Source organism: Janthinobacterium sp. LM6, from assembly GCF_002002885.1.
In the GTDB taxonomy this organism is placed as follows: domain Bacteria; phylum Pseudomonadota; class Gammaproteobacteria; order Burkholderiales; family Burkholderiaceae_D; genus Janthinobacterium; species Janthinobacterium kumbetense.
Window position 1 is genome coordinate 4,072,975 of record NZ_CP019510.1, and the last position, 15,469, is coordinate 4,088,443.

The 15,469-nt window shown below is 63.3% G+C and carries 16 protein-coding genes; 8 read left to right on the forward strand and 8 right to left on the reverse strand.

What is annotated here, in order from left to right; translation table 11 throughout:
* The first annotated feature begins 44 nt into the window (after window positions 1-44).
* From serB to BZG29_RS17880, 5 genes are all read left to right on the forward strand, one after another.
* On the forward strand, window positions 45-887 hold the full coding sequence (serB, locus tag BZG29_RS17860; protein WP_077409162.1) for a phosphoserine phosphatase SerB: 843 nt from the start codon (window positions 45-47) through the stop codon (window positions 885-887).
* A 91-nt stretch (window positions 888-978) separates the two neighbouring features.
* The gene (locus tag BZG29_RS17865) at window positions 979-1,707 is read left to right on the forward strand and encodes a nucleotidyltransferase domain-containing protein (protein WP_150130980.1); all 729 of its coding nucleotides are present in this window, start codon (window positions 979-981) and stop codon (window positions 1,705-1,707) included.
* Entirely contained in the window at window positions 1,704-2,627 is a 924-nt protein-coding gene (locus BZG29_RS17870) for a TIGR04222 domain-containing membrane protein (protein ID WP_077405765.1), read from the forward strand. Before BZG29_RS17865 ends, BZG29_RS17870 begins: the two co-directional genes overlap by 4 nt.
* On the forward strand, window positions 2,617-3,471 hold the full coding sequence (locus BZG29_RS17875) for a DUF692 family multinuclear iron-containing protein (RefSeq protein ID WP_171985047.1): 855 nt from the start codon (window positions 2,617-2,619) through the stop codon (window positions 3,469-3,471). The genes BZG29_RS17870 and BZG29_RS17875 overlap by 11 nt, the downstream gene beginning before the upstream one ends.
* A complete protein-coding gene (locus BZG29_RS17880; RefSeq protein ID WP_077405771.1) occupies window positions 3,468-3,734 on the forward strand; it encodes a hypothetical protein in 267 nt (88 codons plus the stop codon). Before BZG29_RS17875 ends, BZG29_RS17880 begins: the two co-directional genes overlap by 4 nt.
* Window positions 3,735-3,741: 7 nt before the next feature.
* On the opposite strand, the gene BZG29_RS17885 is transcribed toward BZG29_RS17880, so the two are convergent.
* Window positions 3,742-5,631, reverse strand: a complete 1,890-nt coding sequence (locus BZG29_RS17885) for a serine hydrolase (RefSeq protein ID WP_171985048.1) — start codon at window positions 5,629-5,631, stop codon at window positions 3,742-3,744.
* Window positions 5,632-5,717: 86 nt separating this feature from the next.
* Between BZG29_RS17885 and BZG29_RS17890 the strand changes: the two genes are divergently transcribed.
* Window positions 5,718-6,080, forward strand: coding sequence for a hypothetical protein (locus BZG29_RS17890; protein WP_077405777.1), 363 nt, complete (start codon window positions 5,718-5,720; stop codon window positions 6,078-6,080).
* Window positions 6,081-6,113: 33 nt separating this feature from the next.
* Here BZG29_RS17890 and BZG29_RS17895 read toward each other — a convergent pair whose 3' ends face one another.
* From BZG29_RS17895 to phaC, 4 genes are all read right to left on the reverse strand, one after another.
* Window positions 6,114-7,280, reverse strand: coding sequence for a cystathionine beta-lyase (locus BZG29_RS17895; protein WP_077405780.1), 1,167 nt, complete (start codon window positions 7,278-7,280; stop codon window positions 6,114-6,116).
* 114 nt (window positions 7,281-7,394) lie between these two features.
* Window positions 7,395-8,750, reverse strand: a complete 1,356-nt coding sequence (rimO, locus tag BZG29_RS17900) for a 30S ribosomal protein S12 methylthiotransferase RimO (RefSeq protein WP_171985160.1) — start codon at window positions 8,748-8,750, stop codon at window positions 7,395-7,397.
* 194 nt (window positions 8,751-8,944) lie between these two features.
* Window positions 8,945-9,508, reverse strand: a complete 564-nt coding sequence (gene phaR / locus BZG29_RS17905; protein WP_010399000.1) for a polyhydroxyalkanoate synthesis repressor PhaR — start codon at window positions 9,506-9,508, stop codon at window positions 8,945-8,947.
* 225 nt (window positions 9,509-9,733) lie between these two features.
* Window positions 9,734-11,470 carry a class I poly(R)-hydroxyalkanoic acid synthase gene (gene phaC, locus BZG29_RS17910; protein WP_077405783.1) on the reverse strand — a complete coding sequence of 579 codons (1,737 nt, stop codon included), beginning with the start codon at window positions 11,468-11,470 and terminating at the stop codon, window positions 9,734-9,736.
* Window positions 11,471-11,608: 138 nt separating this feature from the next.
* On the opposite strand from phaC, the gene BZG29_RS17915 reads away from it, so the two are divergent.
* On the forward strand, window positions 11,609-11,842 hold the full coding sequence (locus tag BZG29_RS17915) for a hypothetical protein (protein ID WP_306558479.1): 234 nt from the start codon (window positions 11,609-11,611) through the stop codon (window positions 11,840-11,842).
* Between the two features lie 16 nt (window positions 11,843-11,858).
* On the opposite strand, the gene pgeF is transcribed toward BZG29_RS17915, so the two are convergent.
* Together pgeF and BZG29_RS17925 are read right to left on the reverse strand one after the other, a co-directional pair.
* Entirely contained in the window at window positions 11,859-12,644 is a 786-nt protein-coding gene (gene pgeF, locus BZG29_RS17920; RefSeq protein WP_077405786.1) for a peptidoglycan editing factor PgeF, read from the reverse strand.
* A complete protein-coding gene (locus tag BZG29_RS17925) occupies window positions 12,644-13,669 on the reverse strand; it encodes an RluA family pseudouridine synthase (RefSeq protein WP_034781141.1) in 1,026 nt (341 codons plus the stop codon). Before BZG29_RS17925 ends, pgeF begins: the two co-directional genes overlap by 1 nt.
* Window positions 13,670-13,758: 89 nt before the next feature.
* On the opposite strand from BZG29_RS17925, the gene BZG29_RS17930 reads away from it, so the two are divergent.
* Window positions 13,759-14,562 (forward strand): outer membrane protein assembly factor BamD, encoded by an 804-nt coding sequence (locus tag BZG29_RS17930; protein WP_077405789.1) that lies wholly within the window; start codon window positions 13,759-13,761, stop codon window positions 14,560-14,562.
* 124 nt (window positions 14,563-14,686) lie between these two features.
* On the opposite strand, the gene yaaA is transcribed toward BZG29_RS17930, so the two are convergent.
* Window positions 14,687-15,457: a peroxide stress protein YaaA gene (yaaA, locus tag BZG29_RS17935; protein ID WP_077405792.1), complete on the reverse strand. Its 771-nt coding sequence runs from the start codon at window positions 15,455-15,457 to the stop codon at window positions 14,687-14,689.
* Between the last annotated feature and the right edge of the window lie 12 nt (window positions 15,458-15,469).

Genomic DNA, 15,469 nt, shown 5'->3' on the forward strand with positions numbered 1-15,469 from the left:
CATTTATGCAGGGCTGACCCATGACCAATACCAAGACCATCACCATGAATCTGATCCTGCAGGGCCTGGACGGCGATAGCGCCCGCCTCGAGCGCATCGCCGCGCTGGCCGCGCCCACGTCCATCACGCGCCTGGGCCCGAACGCCGTGCGCTGCGAACAGATCGCCTACTCGCCCGCGCTGCGCCCCACCATCGAAGTGGCGGCCCAGGCGGCGCAGCTGGACGCCACCTACATGATGGGCCAGCGCGAGCTCGGCGAATTCAAGCTGGTGGCGATGGACATGGATTCGACCCTGATCACCATCGAATGCATCGATGAAATCGCCGACATGCAGGGCTTGAAACCGCAAGTGGCGGCCATCACGGAAGCGGCCATGCGCGGCGAACTCGATTTTAGCGCCAGCCTGAAACAGCGCGTGGCCCTGCTCGAGGGCCTCGACGCGTCGGCCCTGCAGCGCGTCTACGATGAACGGTTAAAACTGTCGCCGGGCGCGGAAACCATGCTGGCGGCCGTGCAAAAGGCGGGCCTGAAAACCCTGCTGGTGTCGGGCGGCTTCACCTTCTTCACCGAACGCCTGAAGGAGCGCCTGGGCCTCGACTACACGCACGCGAACGAACTGGAAATCGTCGACGGCAAGCTGACGGGCAAAGTGTTAGGGGGCATCGTCGACGCCGAGGAAAAGCAGCGCACGGTGGAACGCGTGTGCGCGGAGATGGGTATTGCGCCATCGCAAGCCATCGTCATGGGCGACGGCGCCAACGACTTGAAGATGATGGGCATCGCCGGCCTGTCCGTGGCCTTCCGCGCCAAGCCCGTGGTGCGCTCGCAGGCCGACGTGGCGCTGAACTTCGTGGGACTCGACGGCTTGCTGAACGTGTTGACCTGAGCCGGTGCCAGGCGGTGCGCGCACGATGGCATAAGTTTGCTATATTGCAAACTTATGCGCATCCCGCCAACCCATCGTGAAAGAACACCGCATGCCGCCACTGCTGCCAGAAGAGATACAACGCCACCTGGATGTGTTTGTCGCCGCCGCGCAAAGCACCTTTGGTGACGACCTTGCCGCCGCCGTGCTGTTTGGCTCGGCCGCCGATGGCCAGGTGCGCGCCACCTCCGACGTCAACCTGCTGTTGCTGCTCAAGCGCTTTGCGCCGCAGGCGGCCGATGCGCTGCGCGGGCCCTTGCGCCTGGCGCACGCCGCCATCGATTTGCAGGTGATGTTCCTGCTCGAGGGCGAATTGACGCTGGCCGCCGACGCCTTCGCCGTCAAGTTTGCCGACATCATCGCGCGCCACCAGGTGCTGCATGGCGTCGACCCTTTCGCCAGCCTGCACACCAGCCGCGACGCCGTGCTGCGCCGGCTGCGGCAAGTGCTGCTGAACCAGCAGGTGCGCATGCGCGAACGCTATCTGCTATTGAGCCTGAATGAAGAACAGCTGGCCGGCGCCATCGCCGATGCAGCCGGCCCCCTGCGCGCGTCCGCGGCGTCGCTGGCGCAGCTGGAGGGCAAGTCCGGGCTGTCCGGCAAGCAGGCGCTCGAAGCGTTTGTCGACCAGCTGGGCGAGCCTGCCCTGCACACGGCCCTGCAAGCCATGTCGGCGGCGCGCGAGACGGCGCGCCTGGCGCCGGGGCAGGCCTTGCCCGCCTTTGCGGGCCTGATGACGATTACCGGACACCTGCGCGAAACCGCGGAGCAGATGCGGTGAACGGCGCCAATCCGTTCGACTGGAGCGGGCCCTGGTTCCTGCTGGCCTACCTGATCTTCGGCATGCTCGTGTACTACCTCGCGCGCGAGCTGCTGATCCGCCAGGAATTGCGCAATCCGCACGCCCAGCTGTCGCTGGCCGACGATCCCTACCGCATCGCCTTCCTGCGCGGCGGCGCCCTCGAAGCCGTGAAGATCGCCGCCATCGTGCTGGTCGACCGCGGCTTGCTGCGCGCCGACGGCCCGCTGCTGGAAACGGCCAGCGCCGACAGCCTGCGCTTCGCCAGCCATGACATCGAACGCGACGTGCTGCGGCTGTACCTGGGCCGCCAGGGCCACAGCAAGGAACTGGCCGTGCAGGCCGAGATGCTGCCGTCGTGCCGCGCCTACCAGGACACCTTGACGCAGCAGCAATTGCTGGTCGGCCCGCCGCTGCTGCGCCGGCGCGAACGCATCACCTGGGCCGCACACTGGCTGCTGGTGACGGTGGCCGGCGTCAAGGCCGTCATCGCCATCAGCCGCCAGCACTACAACCTGCTGTTCCTGGCGCTGCTGCTGGCGATTTTTCTCCTCATGCTGCGCGGCTTGCGCACCCAGGCGACCAGCTGGAGCGCGCAGCGGCTGCTGACCGACCTGCGCATGCTGTTTGGCCGGCTGAACATGCGTTCGTCACGCCTGCAGGCGGGCAGCAGCAGCGCCGACATGGCCCTGCTGGCGGCCATCTTCGGTCTCGGCGCCCTGCCGCCGTCGGTGTACGCGTATGTCGCCGAGCTGTACCCGGTGCCGCGGCAAAACGGCGGCGGCGATTCGTCGTCCGGCAGCTCGGGCGACTCCGGCGGCGGCTCGTCGGGCGGCGGCGACGGTTCTTCCTGCGGCAGCGGCTGCGGCGGTTGCGGCGGTGGCGGCGGCTGTGGCAGCTAGCCAGGGGACCGCGCGCGACCGCGTCGGCCTGGGCTGGCGCGGCGAACTGGCTGCCGGCATCCTGTCCAACCTGGCGCACGTCGACGTGCTGGAAGTGATCGCCGACGATTATTACCATGGCGCGCGCGCCGGCATCGCCGCCCTGCGCAGCCTGGCGCGCCAAGTGCCCGTCAGCCTGCACGGCGTGGGCATGGGCTTGGCCTCGACGATACCCGCCGACCCGCGCCGCCTGCAGGCGATGGCGCGCCTGATGAAGGAGGTGCAAGCGGAATCGTGGTCCGAGCACCTGAGTTTCGTGCGCGCCGGCGGCGTGGAAATCGGCCACCTGGCGGCGCCGCCGCGCACGCCGCGCAGCGCCGCCGGCGCCATCGCCAATATCGCGCTGGCCACGCGCATCGTCGGCAGCGCGCCGCTGATGGAAAACATCGCCACCCTGGTCCAGCCGCCCGCCAGCACCTTGGACGAAGCCGGGTGGCTGACGCACATCCTTGACGGCGCGCAAGTGCCACTGCTGCTGGACCTGCATAATCTGTATGCGAACGCCGTCAATTTCGGTCACGACCCGGAGCAAATGCTGCTGCGCCTGCCCCTGGACAGGGTCGGTGCCGTGCACCTGAGCGGCGGCCACTGGATAGCCGCGCCTGGCGGCGGCCAGCGCCTGCTGGACGACCATCTGCACGACGTGCCGCCCGCCGTCTTCGCCCTGTTGACCGTGCTGGCGCGCCAGGCGCCGCAACCCTTGACGGTGATCGTCGAACGCGACGGCAATTACCCGTCGTTCGAGCACGTGCTGGACCAGCTGGAGCTGGCGCGCGCGGCCTTGCGCGCGGGGCGCAGCGCATGAGTTCCCCCGCACTGGAAACCTATCTGGCCAGGCTGTACACGGACGACGCCCTGCGTGCCGCCTTCCTGCTCGATCCCCATGCGCAGGCCTTGCTGCATGGCTTGTCGCCGCAGGAGGCGGAGGCGATGGCGGCGATGGACCGCATCGGCCTGCAAATGGCGGCGGCCAGCTATCGCGCCAAGCGGGCCGGGCGCGCCGGACATGGCAGCCAGCCAAGGCCAGCGCAACGCTGGTGGCGCCGGCTGCTGCACGCCTGGCGCTGAGCGCCGGCTACAGGTGCCACAAGCGCAGCGGCAGCAATCCCCACCAGGCCAGCACCAGCAGCAGCTGCAAGGCCGCCAGCAAGGCCACCCAATCCCACTTTGCCCACGAACCCGCCTCGGCTGGCGTGCCACGGCTGCGCCAGCAGCGCGCCAGGCCGAACGCCGTGGCCAGCGGCAGCGCGCCCGTCGTCAGCGCCAGCAGCACGCTGGCGATGGTGACGTCGCCCAGGCGCAGGTAGGACTGGAAATAGAAAAACGGCAGCGGCAGCAGCAACGCCAGCAGCGACAGCAAGGGCGCGAACAGGTGGTCGCCCCGCCCCAGGCGGCGCAGCGCTGCGCGCCAGACACCCACCACCAGCACGTACAGCATGCCCGCCGCGCCCAGGGCCAGACTGCCCCACAGCACCAGCATGCGCAGCATCGACGCGCGCTCATAGCTGCGCAAGCCGTCGCTGAGCACATGCTTGCCATCCTCTTGCATCAGCACGTGCGACGGCGTGCTGCGGTCGCTGGCGCGGAACAGCAAGCCGCCCACCGGCTCCAGCTCCTTCGGCTCGCCCTGGAACGGGATCAGGAACAGCGATTCGCCATCCCATTTCAAGCGCGTAAAGCCGAAGACGGCGTCGACCCAGGCCATGCTGGCCATGGGACTGGGCGACGGCACGTAGACGCCCTGCCAGTTTTCTACCGTGGGCGCAGGCGTGCCGCGCGGGGCCGGCGCGCGCAGCGGCAGTTCCAGGTCGCGCAGCAGCAGGCGGTTGAAGCGTTCATAGTCGGCTGCTTCCGCATCCGTGTTGAAGGCCACGAAGAAGGCGCTGTCCTGCTCCGGATACAGGCACAGCATGGCGCGGAATCCCACGGCCGTGCCCGGGTGGCAGGCGCCCACCACATTGTGGCGGTCGCGCACGGCCAGCGCCAGGCCGTGGCCCGTCGCCAGGCCCGCCTGCGCCGCATCCGTGCCGGCCGGCTCGGACAAGGCGCCCATCAGCGCCAGGTCGATGAAGCGCTTGCCCTGCAGCTTGCCGTCGCCCATCAGGAATTGCGCCAGCTTGCCCATGTCGGCCGCCGTGGTGGTAAATTGCGCGGCCGGACGCAAATACTGGGGCACGGCCGGCTGCGCCACGCCATGCTCGAAGTAGCCCATGGCCAGGCGCGGGTCGGCATGCGCACCCGTCTGTGTACTCATTTGCGTGCTCATTTGCGTAACGAAGGCGAACGTGCTGTCCGCCATGCCCAGCGGCTGCAGCAGCTGCGCGTCGAGATAGCGTTCATACGGCTGGCCCGTGATTTTCTCGATCACCATGCCCAGCAAGCCATAGCCCATGTTCGAATACGCGTAGCGGCTGCCGGGCCGGGCGCGCACGCGCAGCAGGTTGCGGTCGCCGTCAAAAGCGTCGGCCAGCGGCGTGTCCGGCGCCGGGTTCAGGCTGAACGCCTGCCAGAAGCGCACATTGTCGAGGCCGGACGTGTGCGCCAGCAGGTGGCGGATGCGCACGGGGTCACTGGCTTGCCACGGGTTTTTCAGCACCAGTTCCGGCAGCACTTGCTGCAGGGGCGTGTCGAGCGTAAGCCGGTCTTCGCTGACCAGGCGCAAGACGCCCAGCGCCAGCGCCACCTTGCCCACGGAACCCACCTGCATGCGCGTGTCCGCCTGCATGGGCATGCGCATGGCGGCATCGCGCAGGCCGGACGCGCCGACTTTGACTGTTCCGTCAGGCAAGACTTCGCTCCAGACGGCGCCCGCCAGCCCCTCTTCCTTCAAGGCGGCGGCAAACTCCGCCTCCAGCGGGGCACCGGCGGCATGGGCCGCCGAGGCGCATAGCAGCAAGGCCGGCAAAGCCTGGCGCAGCCATGTCCTGGCGCGCGCGGCCAGGGTGGGATAGCGATTTCGTTTCAACAATGTATTCTGCCTATTTGCATGGACTGCGCTCCTGCGCCGCTTTGCTTGTTACAATTAAAAATTGAGCAACGACGGGAGCTTTCATGTCACAAGATATTATTTTGGATACCCAACTCCAGCAGACCAAGAACCTGGCCTGGTGGTTGTACCTGATACATGGCGCCAGCTTCGTGTTTTCGCTGGGCGCGTTTTCCTTCATTCCGCTCATCATCAATTATGTGAAGCGGGATGAGGCGGCCGGGACCTTCGTGTACAGCCATCACAGCTGGATGATCCGTTCCTTCTGGTGGTACGTGGCCTGGATCGTCGTCGGCGCCATCCTGTGGATCACGCTGATCGGCATCCCGCTGGCCTTCCTCGTGTGGGGCGTGGCCTGGCTGTGGAAAGCGTATCGTTTGCTGCGCGGATTCATCGACCTGAACAACAACAGTCCCGTACCGATGTAAACAGCATGCGCGGCAGGCTCCCGCCTGCCGCCGCTACATCGCCGCGAACGCCCGTTCGATATCGGCGATCAGATCCTGCGGATCTTCCAGTCCTACGTTCAGGCGCACCAGCTGGCCCGGCAACTGCCAGCCCTTGCGCATGGCGGCGATACGGTACGGCATCACCAGGCTGTTCGCGCCGCCCCAGCTGTAGCCAATCTTGAACAACTGCAAGGCATCAACGAAGCGGTCCGTCTGCGCCTCCGTGTAACGGGCATCGAACAGCACGGAAAACAGGCCGCCCGCGCCCGTGAAATCGCGCCGCCAGATGGCGTGGCCCGGGCAATCTTCGAATGCCGGATGCAGCACCGTGGCGATCTCGCTTCGCCCCTTGAGCCAGGCGGCCACCGCGCGCGCGCCCTTGTCGTGGGCATCGAAGCGCAGCTTCATGGTGGGCAAGCCGCGCAGCACCAGGTAGGCGTCGTCCGCCCCCACGCCCATGCCCAGACGCATGTGGGCCTGCGCCAGGCGGTCGTGCAGCGCCCGCTCGCGCGTGATCAGCGCCCCCATCAGCACGTCCGAGCCGCCCGACTGGTATTTCGTCAGCGCCTGCATGATGATGTCCACGCCCAGGTCGAAGCCGCGCAGGGCCAGGCCCGCCGACCAGGTGTTGTCCAGGGCGACGAGCACGCCGCGCGCATGGGCGGCCGCGCAAATGGCGGGCAAGTCCGGCACTTCCATCGTCACGGAGCCCGGTGCTTCCGTCCAGATGAGCTTGGTATTGTCCTGGATCAAGGCCGCGATGCCGGCGCCGATGAGCGGATCGTAATAGCGGGCCGTGATGCCGAAATCCTGCGCCAGCCAGCGGCCCAGTTCGCGGTTCGGGTTGTAGATGTTTTCCGGCAATAAAACGTCGTCGCCCGTCTTCAGCAGGGCAAAGTCCGCCATGGCGATGGCCGCCAGGCCCGACGGCGCCAGCAGGCAGTGATTCCCCCCTTCGATCCCGGCCAGCCGCGCTTCCAGCGTGAACGTGGTGGGCGTGCCGTGCAAGCCGTAAGTATAGGCGTTCTTTTCTTTCCAGTCGCCCGAGCGCATGGCCGCCACGTCCTTGAACAGCACGGTCGATGCATGGTGGATGGCGTTGGGAAACGCCGCAAAGCCTTGCGGCGCCTGGTAATCGCTGTGGATCAGCGCCGTCTGGGGGGATTTGATTGTGGTCATGGCGTCGGCAAATAAAAAAAAGGCGGATCAGCCTGTGCTGGTCCGCCTTGATTGTAAGGGCTTATGCCCTTGCCTGCCGTACGTATGACAGAGTGTTACACCTGCATAAAATTTTTATTCTGCAGCGCCCCACAGGTCATGCGCATCCGCGGACGTGATGGTCACGTCGACGAACTGACCGACCGCCAGCTTGCGGTGCGGCTCGAACGGCGGTTTTACATACACGACGCCGTCGATTTCCGGCGCGTCGGCGGACGAGCGGCCCACGCCGCCGGAGCGGGTGACTTCATCGATCAGCACGCGCACGGTCTTGCCGACCTTGGCTTGCAGGCGTTTCTTGGAAATTTCTTCCTGCAGCAGCATGACGCGGCCGCGGCGCTCTTCGCGCAACTCTTCCGGCACGGGATTGGCGATGGCGTTGGCCGTCGCGCCTTCGACGGGCGAATACGCGAAGCAGCCGAGGCGGTCGATCTGCGCTTCCTTGAGGAAATCGAGCAAGTACTCGAATTCCGCTTCCGTTTCCCCAGGGAAACCGGCGATGAAGGTCGAGCGGATGGTCAGGTCCGGGTTGATGGCGCGCCAGGCCTGGATGCGGTCCAGGTTTTTCTCGCCGCTGGCCGGGCGTTTCATGCGCTTCAATACGTCAGGATGCGCATGCTGCATCGGAATGTCGAGGTAAGGCAGGATGTGGCCGCCGCTCATCATCGGGATGATCTGGTCCACGTGCGGGTACGGGTACACATAGTGCAGGCGCACCCAGGCGCCGTAGGACTTGGCCAGTTCGCCCAGCGCTTCCGTCAGCTGCGTCATGTGGGTCTTGATAGGACGGCCGTTCCAGAAGCCGGAGCGGAATTTCACGTCCACGCCATACGCCGAAGTGTCTTGCGAAATGACCAGCAATTCCTTGACGCCGGCCTTGAACAGGTTTTCCGCTTCGATCATCAGTTCGCCGATCGGGCGCGAAACGAGGTCGCCGCGCATCGACGGGATGATGCAGAAGCTGCAACGGTGGTTGCAGCCTTCGGAAATTTTCAGGTAGGCGTAGTGCTTCGGCGTCAGCTTGACGCCTTGCGGCGGCACCAGGTCGAGGAAAGGCGCATGTGGTTTCGGCAGGTGGAAATGGACGGAATCCATCACTTCGGCCAGCGCGTGCGGACCCGTGACGGACAGCACTTTCGGGTGCACCTTCATGATGATGTCGTCGCCGGCAGCATCTTTCTTGGCGCCCAGGCAACCGGTGACGATCACTTTGCCGTTTTCCGCCAGCGCTTCGCCGATGGCGTCGAGCGACTCTTGCACGGCAGCATCGATAAAACCGCAGGTATTGACGATCACCAGATCGGCGCCAGCGTAGGATTTCGCCGTTTCGTAGCCTTCGGCGCGCAGTTGGGTCAGGATTTGTTCGGAGTCGACCAGCGCTTTCGGGCAACCGAGCGAGACAAAGCCCACTTTTGGCGCCGCACCTGGCATGGCCAGCATGGCCTCGGGCTGGGCGGAAGGAACGGGAATACGGTGAATTTCAGACATAGTTGGCAGCTAGTAAAATGGTGAGGCGAATCGGCTATTGTACCCCGAGCCGCCCCTTGCTGGCAGAACTATGCTGTTTTGATGACGCCAATACAACTCCCAGGCGATCGAATCGCCCGGTGAGTGTGTCGGATCGATTACTTTTTGTCGGTTGGAGGTACCGGCGGCACGAACGGGAAGGTGCCGAACAGATTCTTGCTCTGGCTTTGCATCTGTTCCTGCATCTGCACGAACAGGCTCTTGCTCTGGTCGATGTAGTTGTTCATCATGCCTTGCATCATCGGGCCCTGGACATTCATGAACTGGGTCCACATTTCAGGGCTGAAAGGCTTGCCTTCGAAGCTGCCGGCCGACGTGCCCGTGAATTTGTGCTGGATATCGGTGAACGCTTGCACGTTCTTTTCCAGGTAGGATCCCATCATGCCCTGCATGGCGTGGCCATAGTAGCGGATGATCTGCGACAACACGCTGCTCGAGAACATGGGCGCACCGTTCGCTTCCTCTTCCAAAATGATTTGCAGCAAGATGCTGCGCGTCAAATCTTCATTGGATTTGGCATCGACGACGGTAAACACCTCATTGTCCAACACCAGCTGCTTGACGTCCGTCAAGGTGATGTAGGAACTGGTTTGCGTGTCATACAGACGGCGGTTGGGATATTTTTTAATCAGGCGGTCTATACTTTTTTTTGCACTACTCATCACAAGTTCCACTTATTGCGCCGCAGCGCATACTGAGTTAATCCGAAAAAAAAGCGAACGTGGGTCCGCTTTCGCACCTGCCTACGTTTTCCATTATAGAGTGGAAAACGGCTCCATTGCACATCAGGGTAGTAGATTCCCGCATTTATTGCAACGCAACTAAAAGTAGATTCCTGACAAGACCGGAGATTACGCCGGTCTTGCCGGGCCAGAAGCTTTTGTAAACTAGTCCGCCCTGACTTTAACATACCGCCCCGGCGCGGGCTCGATTGCCGCGTGGCGCTTGTTGCCCGGCTTGCCCGGCGCCTTCACCTGCGCGCCGCCGTGTTCGGCCAGGAAAGCCGCCCATTCGGGCCACCAGCTGCCCACGTGCTCGGTCGCGCCTTCCATCCACTGCTCGGCAGTCAAGGGCTTGGCTTTCGCCGTGCGAGGCTTGTCGTTGCTCCAGTAGCTGCGCTTCTTCTTCGACGCCGGATTGATCACGCCGGCGATGTGGCCCGAAGCGCCGAGGATAAAACGGTTGGCTTTCGGCTTTTTCGGATTCAGCACGGCCGTGCTGGCGTACGCCGCGCCCCAGGGCACGATATGGTCTTCGCGCGAGCCGTAGATGAAAGCGGGCGCGTCGATGCTGCTCAAGTCGACCTTTTCGCCGGCCACCGTCAGCTTGCCCGGCACTTTCAGGCTGTTTTCCAGGTAGGTGTTGCGCAGATACCAGCAGAACATGGGACCCGGCAAGCCCGTGCCGTCGCCATTCCAGTACAGCAAGTCAAACGCGGGCGGCTCCTTGCCCTTCAGGTAATTCGACTGCACGTAGTTCCATACGAGGTCGTTCGGCCGCAGGCTCGAAAAAGTGCTGCCCAGGTCGCGGCCCGACATCAGGCCGCCCTTGGCCAGGGTTTGCTCGCGCAGCGCCACTTGCGGCTCGTCGATAAAGACGTCGAGCGCGCCCGTATCGCAGAAATCGAGGAAGGTGGTCAAGAGGGTCAGGCTGGCGGCCGGATTCTCGCCGCGCGCCTTGAGCACGGCCAGCGCCGTCGAGACGATGGTGCCGCCGACGCAAAAGCCGAACATATTGAGCTTGTCCTGGCCTGAAATGTCTTGCGTGACCTGGATCGCTTCGATCACGCCTTGCTCCACGTAATCGTCCCACGTCAGGTGCTGCATGCTCAGGTCCGGATTGCGCCAGGACATCAAAAACACGGTATTGCCCTGCTCCACCGCATAGCGCACAAGCGAGTTTTCTGGCTGCAAGTCAAGGATATAGAATTTATTGATGCACGGCGGCACCATCAGCAGCGGCCGCTGGTGTACCGTGGCCGTCGTCGGCGTGTACTGGATCAGCTGGAACAGCGCGTTCTCGAACACCACTGTGCCCGGCGTGGTGGCCACGTTGCGGCCCACTTCGAAGGCCGATTCGTCGGATTGCGAAATGCGGCCCTTCTGCATGTCGGCCAGCATGTTGCTCAAGCCCTTGGCCAGGCTTTCACCCTTGGTCTCGATCAGGGTTTGCTGGGCGTCAGGATTGGTGGCCAGAAAGTTGGCGGGCGACATGGCATCGACGATTTGCTGCACCGCAAACGCAATCTTTTGCTTCTGGTGCGGCGTCGCTTCCACGGCGTCGGCCATGGCGCTGAGAAACTCGGCATTCAGCAAATAGGCTGCCGCATTGAAGGCCGACAGGGGACTGGCGTGCCAGGCGGGTGCCGAGAAACGGCGATCTTTCAGCTCCGGCGCCTTGCCGGCCATAAAGTCGGCCCACAAGCCCGTCAGCTTGGCCACGTAGGCATTTTTCAGTTGCTCGATCGCTTCCGGCTTGATGCTGGCGCCCGCATCCTGCAAAATGCCGGCAATCGGATTGCCCTGGGGCTGCGGTACCATGTTGAACCACGTCTTCCACTGTTCAGGATTGCTGATCTGCGCCATCCATTCCTTGGTCATCGCTTGAGGATCGGGCATATTCATAGATAGTTAAGTCCATTCAAGATTGAGGGACGCCGAACAAAACCTGCTGCGCGTCGGTTTTGTCAGGCGTCGCAAACGTCGTCAAAAATAAATACTTCTGGATCAAAGCATGCAAACTCTTACTGACTGCCACTACTCATGATGCTCATGACCGCTGTTGCCTGGATCTATGTCGTCGGCCTCATGGCGCTGACGGAACCGTCCATCGTCGCCGGGGTGATGACCTTCGTGCTGTACTGCGTCATCCCCCTGTCCATCCTATTCTATCTGACGGGCTCGAGGAGACGCAAACGCAAGGCGGCGCGCATCGCGGAACTGCAGGCCCGCGCGCTCGCCTCAGCAGACGATAAAACAAAAACGGCAGACACATAAGTGTCTGCCGTGCAGATTATTTGCGCCAGATCAAACTGGCCTGTCTTCCCGTGACGCCATCGCGCCGGTACGAGTAAAACTGCGCCGCATCGCTGACGGTGCAATATTCCCCGCCCGCCACTTGCGCCACGCCATCGCGCAGCAGCATGGTGCGCGCCAGCGCATAAATATTCGCCAGGTACTTGCCCGGCTTGCCGGCGATGGCGACGAAGGAAGCGCTCAATACTTGCCGTTCGGCATCATCACGCGCACCGTCGCGGAACGCTTGCAACACATCGTGTCCCACTTCGAATTGCTGCGGACCAATGGCCGGCCCCAGCCAGGCGAGGATCTCCGTCGCGCCCTGCGCGCGCATGCTGTCCACCGTGCGCTGCAAGACGCCGTTGGCCAGCCCGCGCCAGCCCGCGTGGGCCGCGCCGACGACAAGGCCATCCGTCGAGCAAAACAATACCGGCAGGCAATCGGCCGTCATCACGACGCACACGGCGCCCGCCTGCGTGGCGATGCTGGCGTCGGCATCGGGCACGCAACCGTCCAGGCTGGCCGCATCGGCCACGGCCACGCCATGCACTTGCGACAGCCAGGCCGGCTCGGATGGCAAGACGCCAGCCAGCCGCGCGCGGTTGGCCGCCACGTGCGCGGGTTCGTCGCCCACGTGCGTGCCCAGGTTCAAGCCACCGCCGCCCTGCCCGTCACCATACGGCCCCTGGCTGACGCCGCCCGCGCGCACGGTCGCCAGCGCGCCCACGTTCGCGGGCAGGCCGGGCCAATGGGGAGTGATATAAGGCAAGGCAGCCGTCATCAGACCTGTTCCGGCTCGGGAATGCCGGCGGTGGCGATCAGTTGCGCGAAATCGTCGGCCAGCGGCACGATCCACTCGCACGCTTCCAGGGTGCCCGGATGCACGAGGCCCAGGCGGCGCGCCTGCAGCGCCTGGCGCGAGAAGACGGACACCAGGTGCTGCTTGCCGTACACATAATCACCGACCAGCGCAAAGCCCAGATGCTGCATGTGCACGCGGATCTGGTGCGTGCGGCCTGTTTCCAGGCGGCATTGCATCAGGCTCACGGGACGGCGGTCGAGTTCGCCGCTGCCGATCAATTCATAGTGCGTGATGGCGGGCTTGGCCGTAAAGTTTTCCGAGACGGCCATCTTGACCCGGTCGCGCGGATGGCGCGCGATGGACGCGTCGATGGTGCCCGCCATTTTCGGCGTGCCCCACACGAGCGCAAAATACTCGCGCTTGACGGTGCGCGCCTGCAACTGGCGCACCAGGTCCGTTTGCGAAGCCAGGGTCTTGCCGACCACCATCAGGCCGCTCGTATCCTTGTCCAGGCGGTGCACGATGCCGGCGCGCGGCACGCCGGCCAGCTGCGGGCAGTGGTGCAGCAAGCCGTTGAGCAAGGTGCCCGACCAGTTGCCGGGGCCCGGATGCACGACCAGTCCGGCCGGTTTGTTGATCACGATGATATGCTCATCTTCGTGCACGATGTTCAATTCCATCGCTTCCGGCTTAAAAGCCTCGTCTTCCGGCGCGCTTTGCGGCAGAATGACGATCTTCTCGTCGCCGTAGGCGGTCATGTTGCGTTTGGCAACTTTTCCATCGACGGTCACGAAACCGGCTTCCAGCCACAATTGCAAGCGGCTGCGCGAGTATTGCGGCACCAGCTGGGCGATGACTTTATCGAGGCGGTGGCCGCAGGCGTCCGGCGTCAGTTCCAATGTAATCGGGGCCATTTCCTCGAAGACGTCGTCGGCGGCAAAATCGCCGTCAAACGCCTCTTCGGCAGCATGGTCAGAAAGGGAGTCAAACGCGGGGTCAGCCAAATTAGGCTTCGGAGTTAATATCACAGCATTCCCATCGGCTATAATCAGCCTATTGTAAAATCTTGGTTAAAACCTTCTTGCAAAACGTCATGCAAAAAAAATTATCGTTGGTAGTCGCTTCAGTCGTTCTGCTCGGCATGTCCGCTTGCAGCTTGTTGCCTGAAAAAGTGGATGAGACCAAAAACTGGTCCGTTACGAAATTATACTCGGAGGCGCGTGAAGAAATGGCCGGGCAGCACTATGAAGCTGCAATCGGCCTGTTCCAGAAGCTGGAGGCTAACTATCCTTTCGGCAACTATGCTCTGCAAGCGCAGATGGAGATCGCTTACGCGTATTATAAGTCGGGAGACCAGGCTCAGGCACTGGCCGCCGTCGAACGCTTCATCAAGTTGCATCCGAACCACGCCAATGTAGACTATATGTACTACTTGCGGGGCCTGATCAGCTTTAACGACCAGATCAGCTTCCTGAACTTCCTGTACGAGCAAGACCCGACCGAGCGCGACCCGAAAGCGACGCGCGAAGCGTTTGCCGCCTTCAAGCAACTGGTCGACAAGTTTCCAAATAGCAAATACGCGCCCGATTCGCTGGCCCGCATGAACTACCTGGTCGATGCCATGGCGAAATACGAAGTGCACGTGGCGCGCTATTACTACCGCCGCGGCGCCTACCTGGCCGCCGCCAACCGCGCGCAAACGACGGTCAGCGACTTTGCCGCTTCGCCGGCCATCGAAGAAGCGCTGTTCATCATGTACCGCTCGTATGACAAGCTGGGCTTGACCGACTTGCGCGACGATGCCTTGCGCGTGCTGACCAAGAACTACCCGAACACGGCATTCCTCAGCCCGGAAGGGGTGAACAAGGAACGCAAGTGGTGGAAATTCTGGCAGTAAAATGAAAAAACCGGAGCTTGCTCCGGTTTTTTCTTTATACCAAAGGGTCAGTCGCTACGCGATCGGAATGCGTCCCATTGGGACGCATTCCCCCGTCGGGTCTGACCCCAGCCGTCCGCTGCATTCAGTTGCCAATTTTACGTCGAAACACCCAGCTAGCATCATTTGACGCTTCCGGCACGAAGCCATAGCCGTCGACGTCGAACTGCTTCAGCTGCTCGGGGTCGCGGATGGCGTTGACGGCCGCATAGCGGGCCAGCATGCCGCGCGCGCGCTTGGCGTAGAACGAGATGATTTTATATTTGCCGTTCTTCCAGTCCTCGAACACGGGCGCGATGACGGGCACGTCCAGCTGGCGCGGCTTGACGGATTTGAAATATTCTTCGGAAGCAAGATTGACCAGCACCTTGGCGCCCTGCTCTTTTGCCGTACGGTTCAGGCCGTTGGTGATGGTGTCGCCCCAGAACGCATACAAATCCTTGCCGCGCGCGGTCGACAGCCGCGTGCCCATTTCCAGGCGGTGCGGGTGGATCAGGTCCAGCGGGCGCAGCAAGCCGTACAGGCCCGACAGGATGCGCACGCGCGACTGGGCATAGTCGAGCTGGGCCGGCTGCAGGCTGCGCGCCTCGAAACCGGCATACACGTCGCCATTGAAGGCCATGATGGCCTGGCGCGCCTCCTCCAGCTGCGGGGTCCAGGATGCGTAGCGGGCCACGTTGAGGGCCGACAAGGCGTCGGAAATGCCCATCAGGCTGCCCACTTCGGCGGGCGAGAACTGGCGCATGCGCTCGATCAGTTGAAAGGAATGGTCGAGAAAATCGGGGGTGCTGTGCAACGAGGTAGTTGGCGGCGTCTCCAGGTCGAGACTCTTGGCGGGCGAAAGCACGATCAACATAAATTATCACTA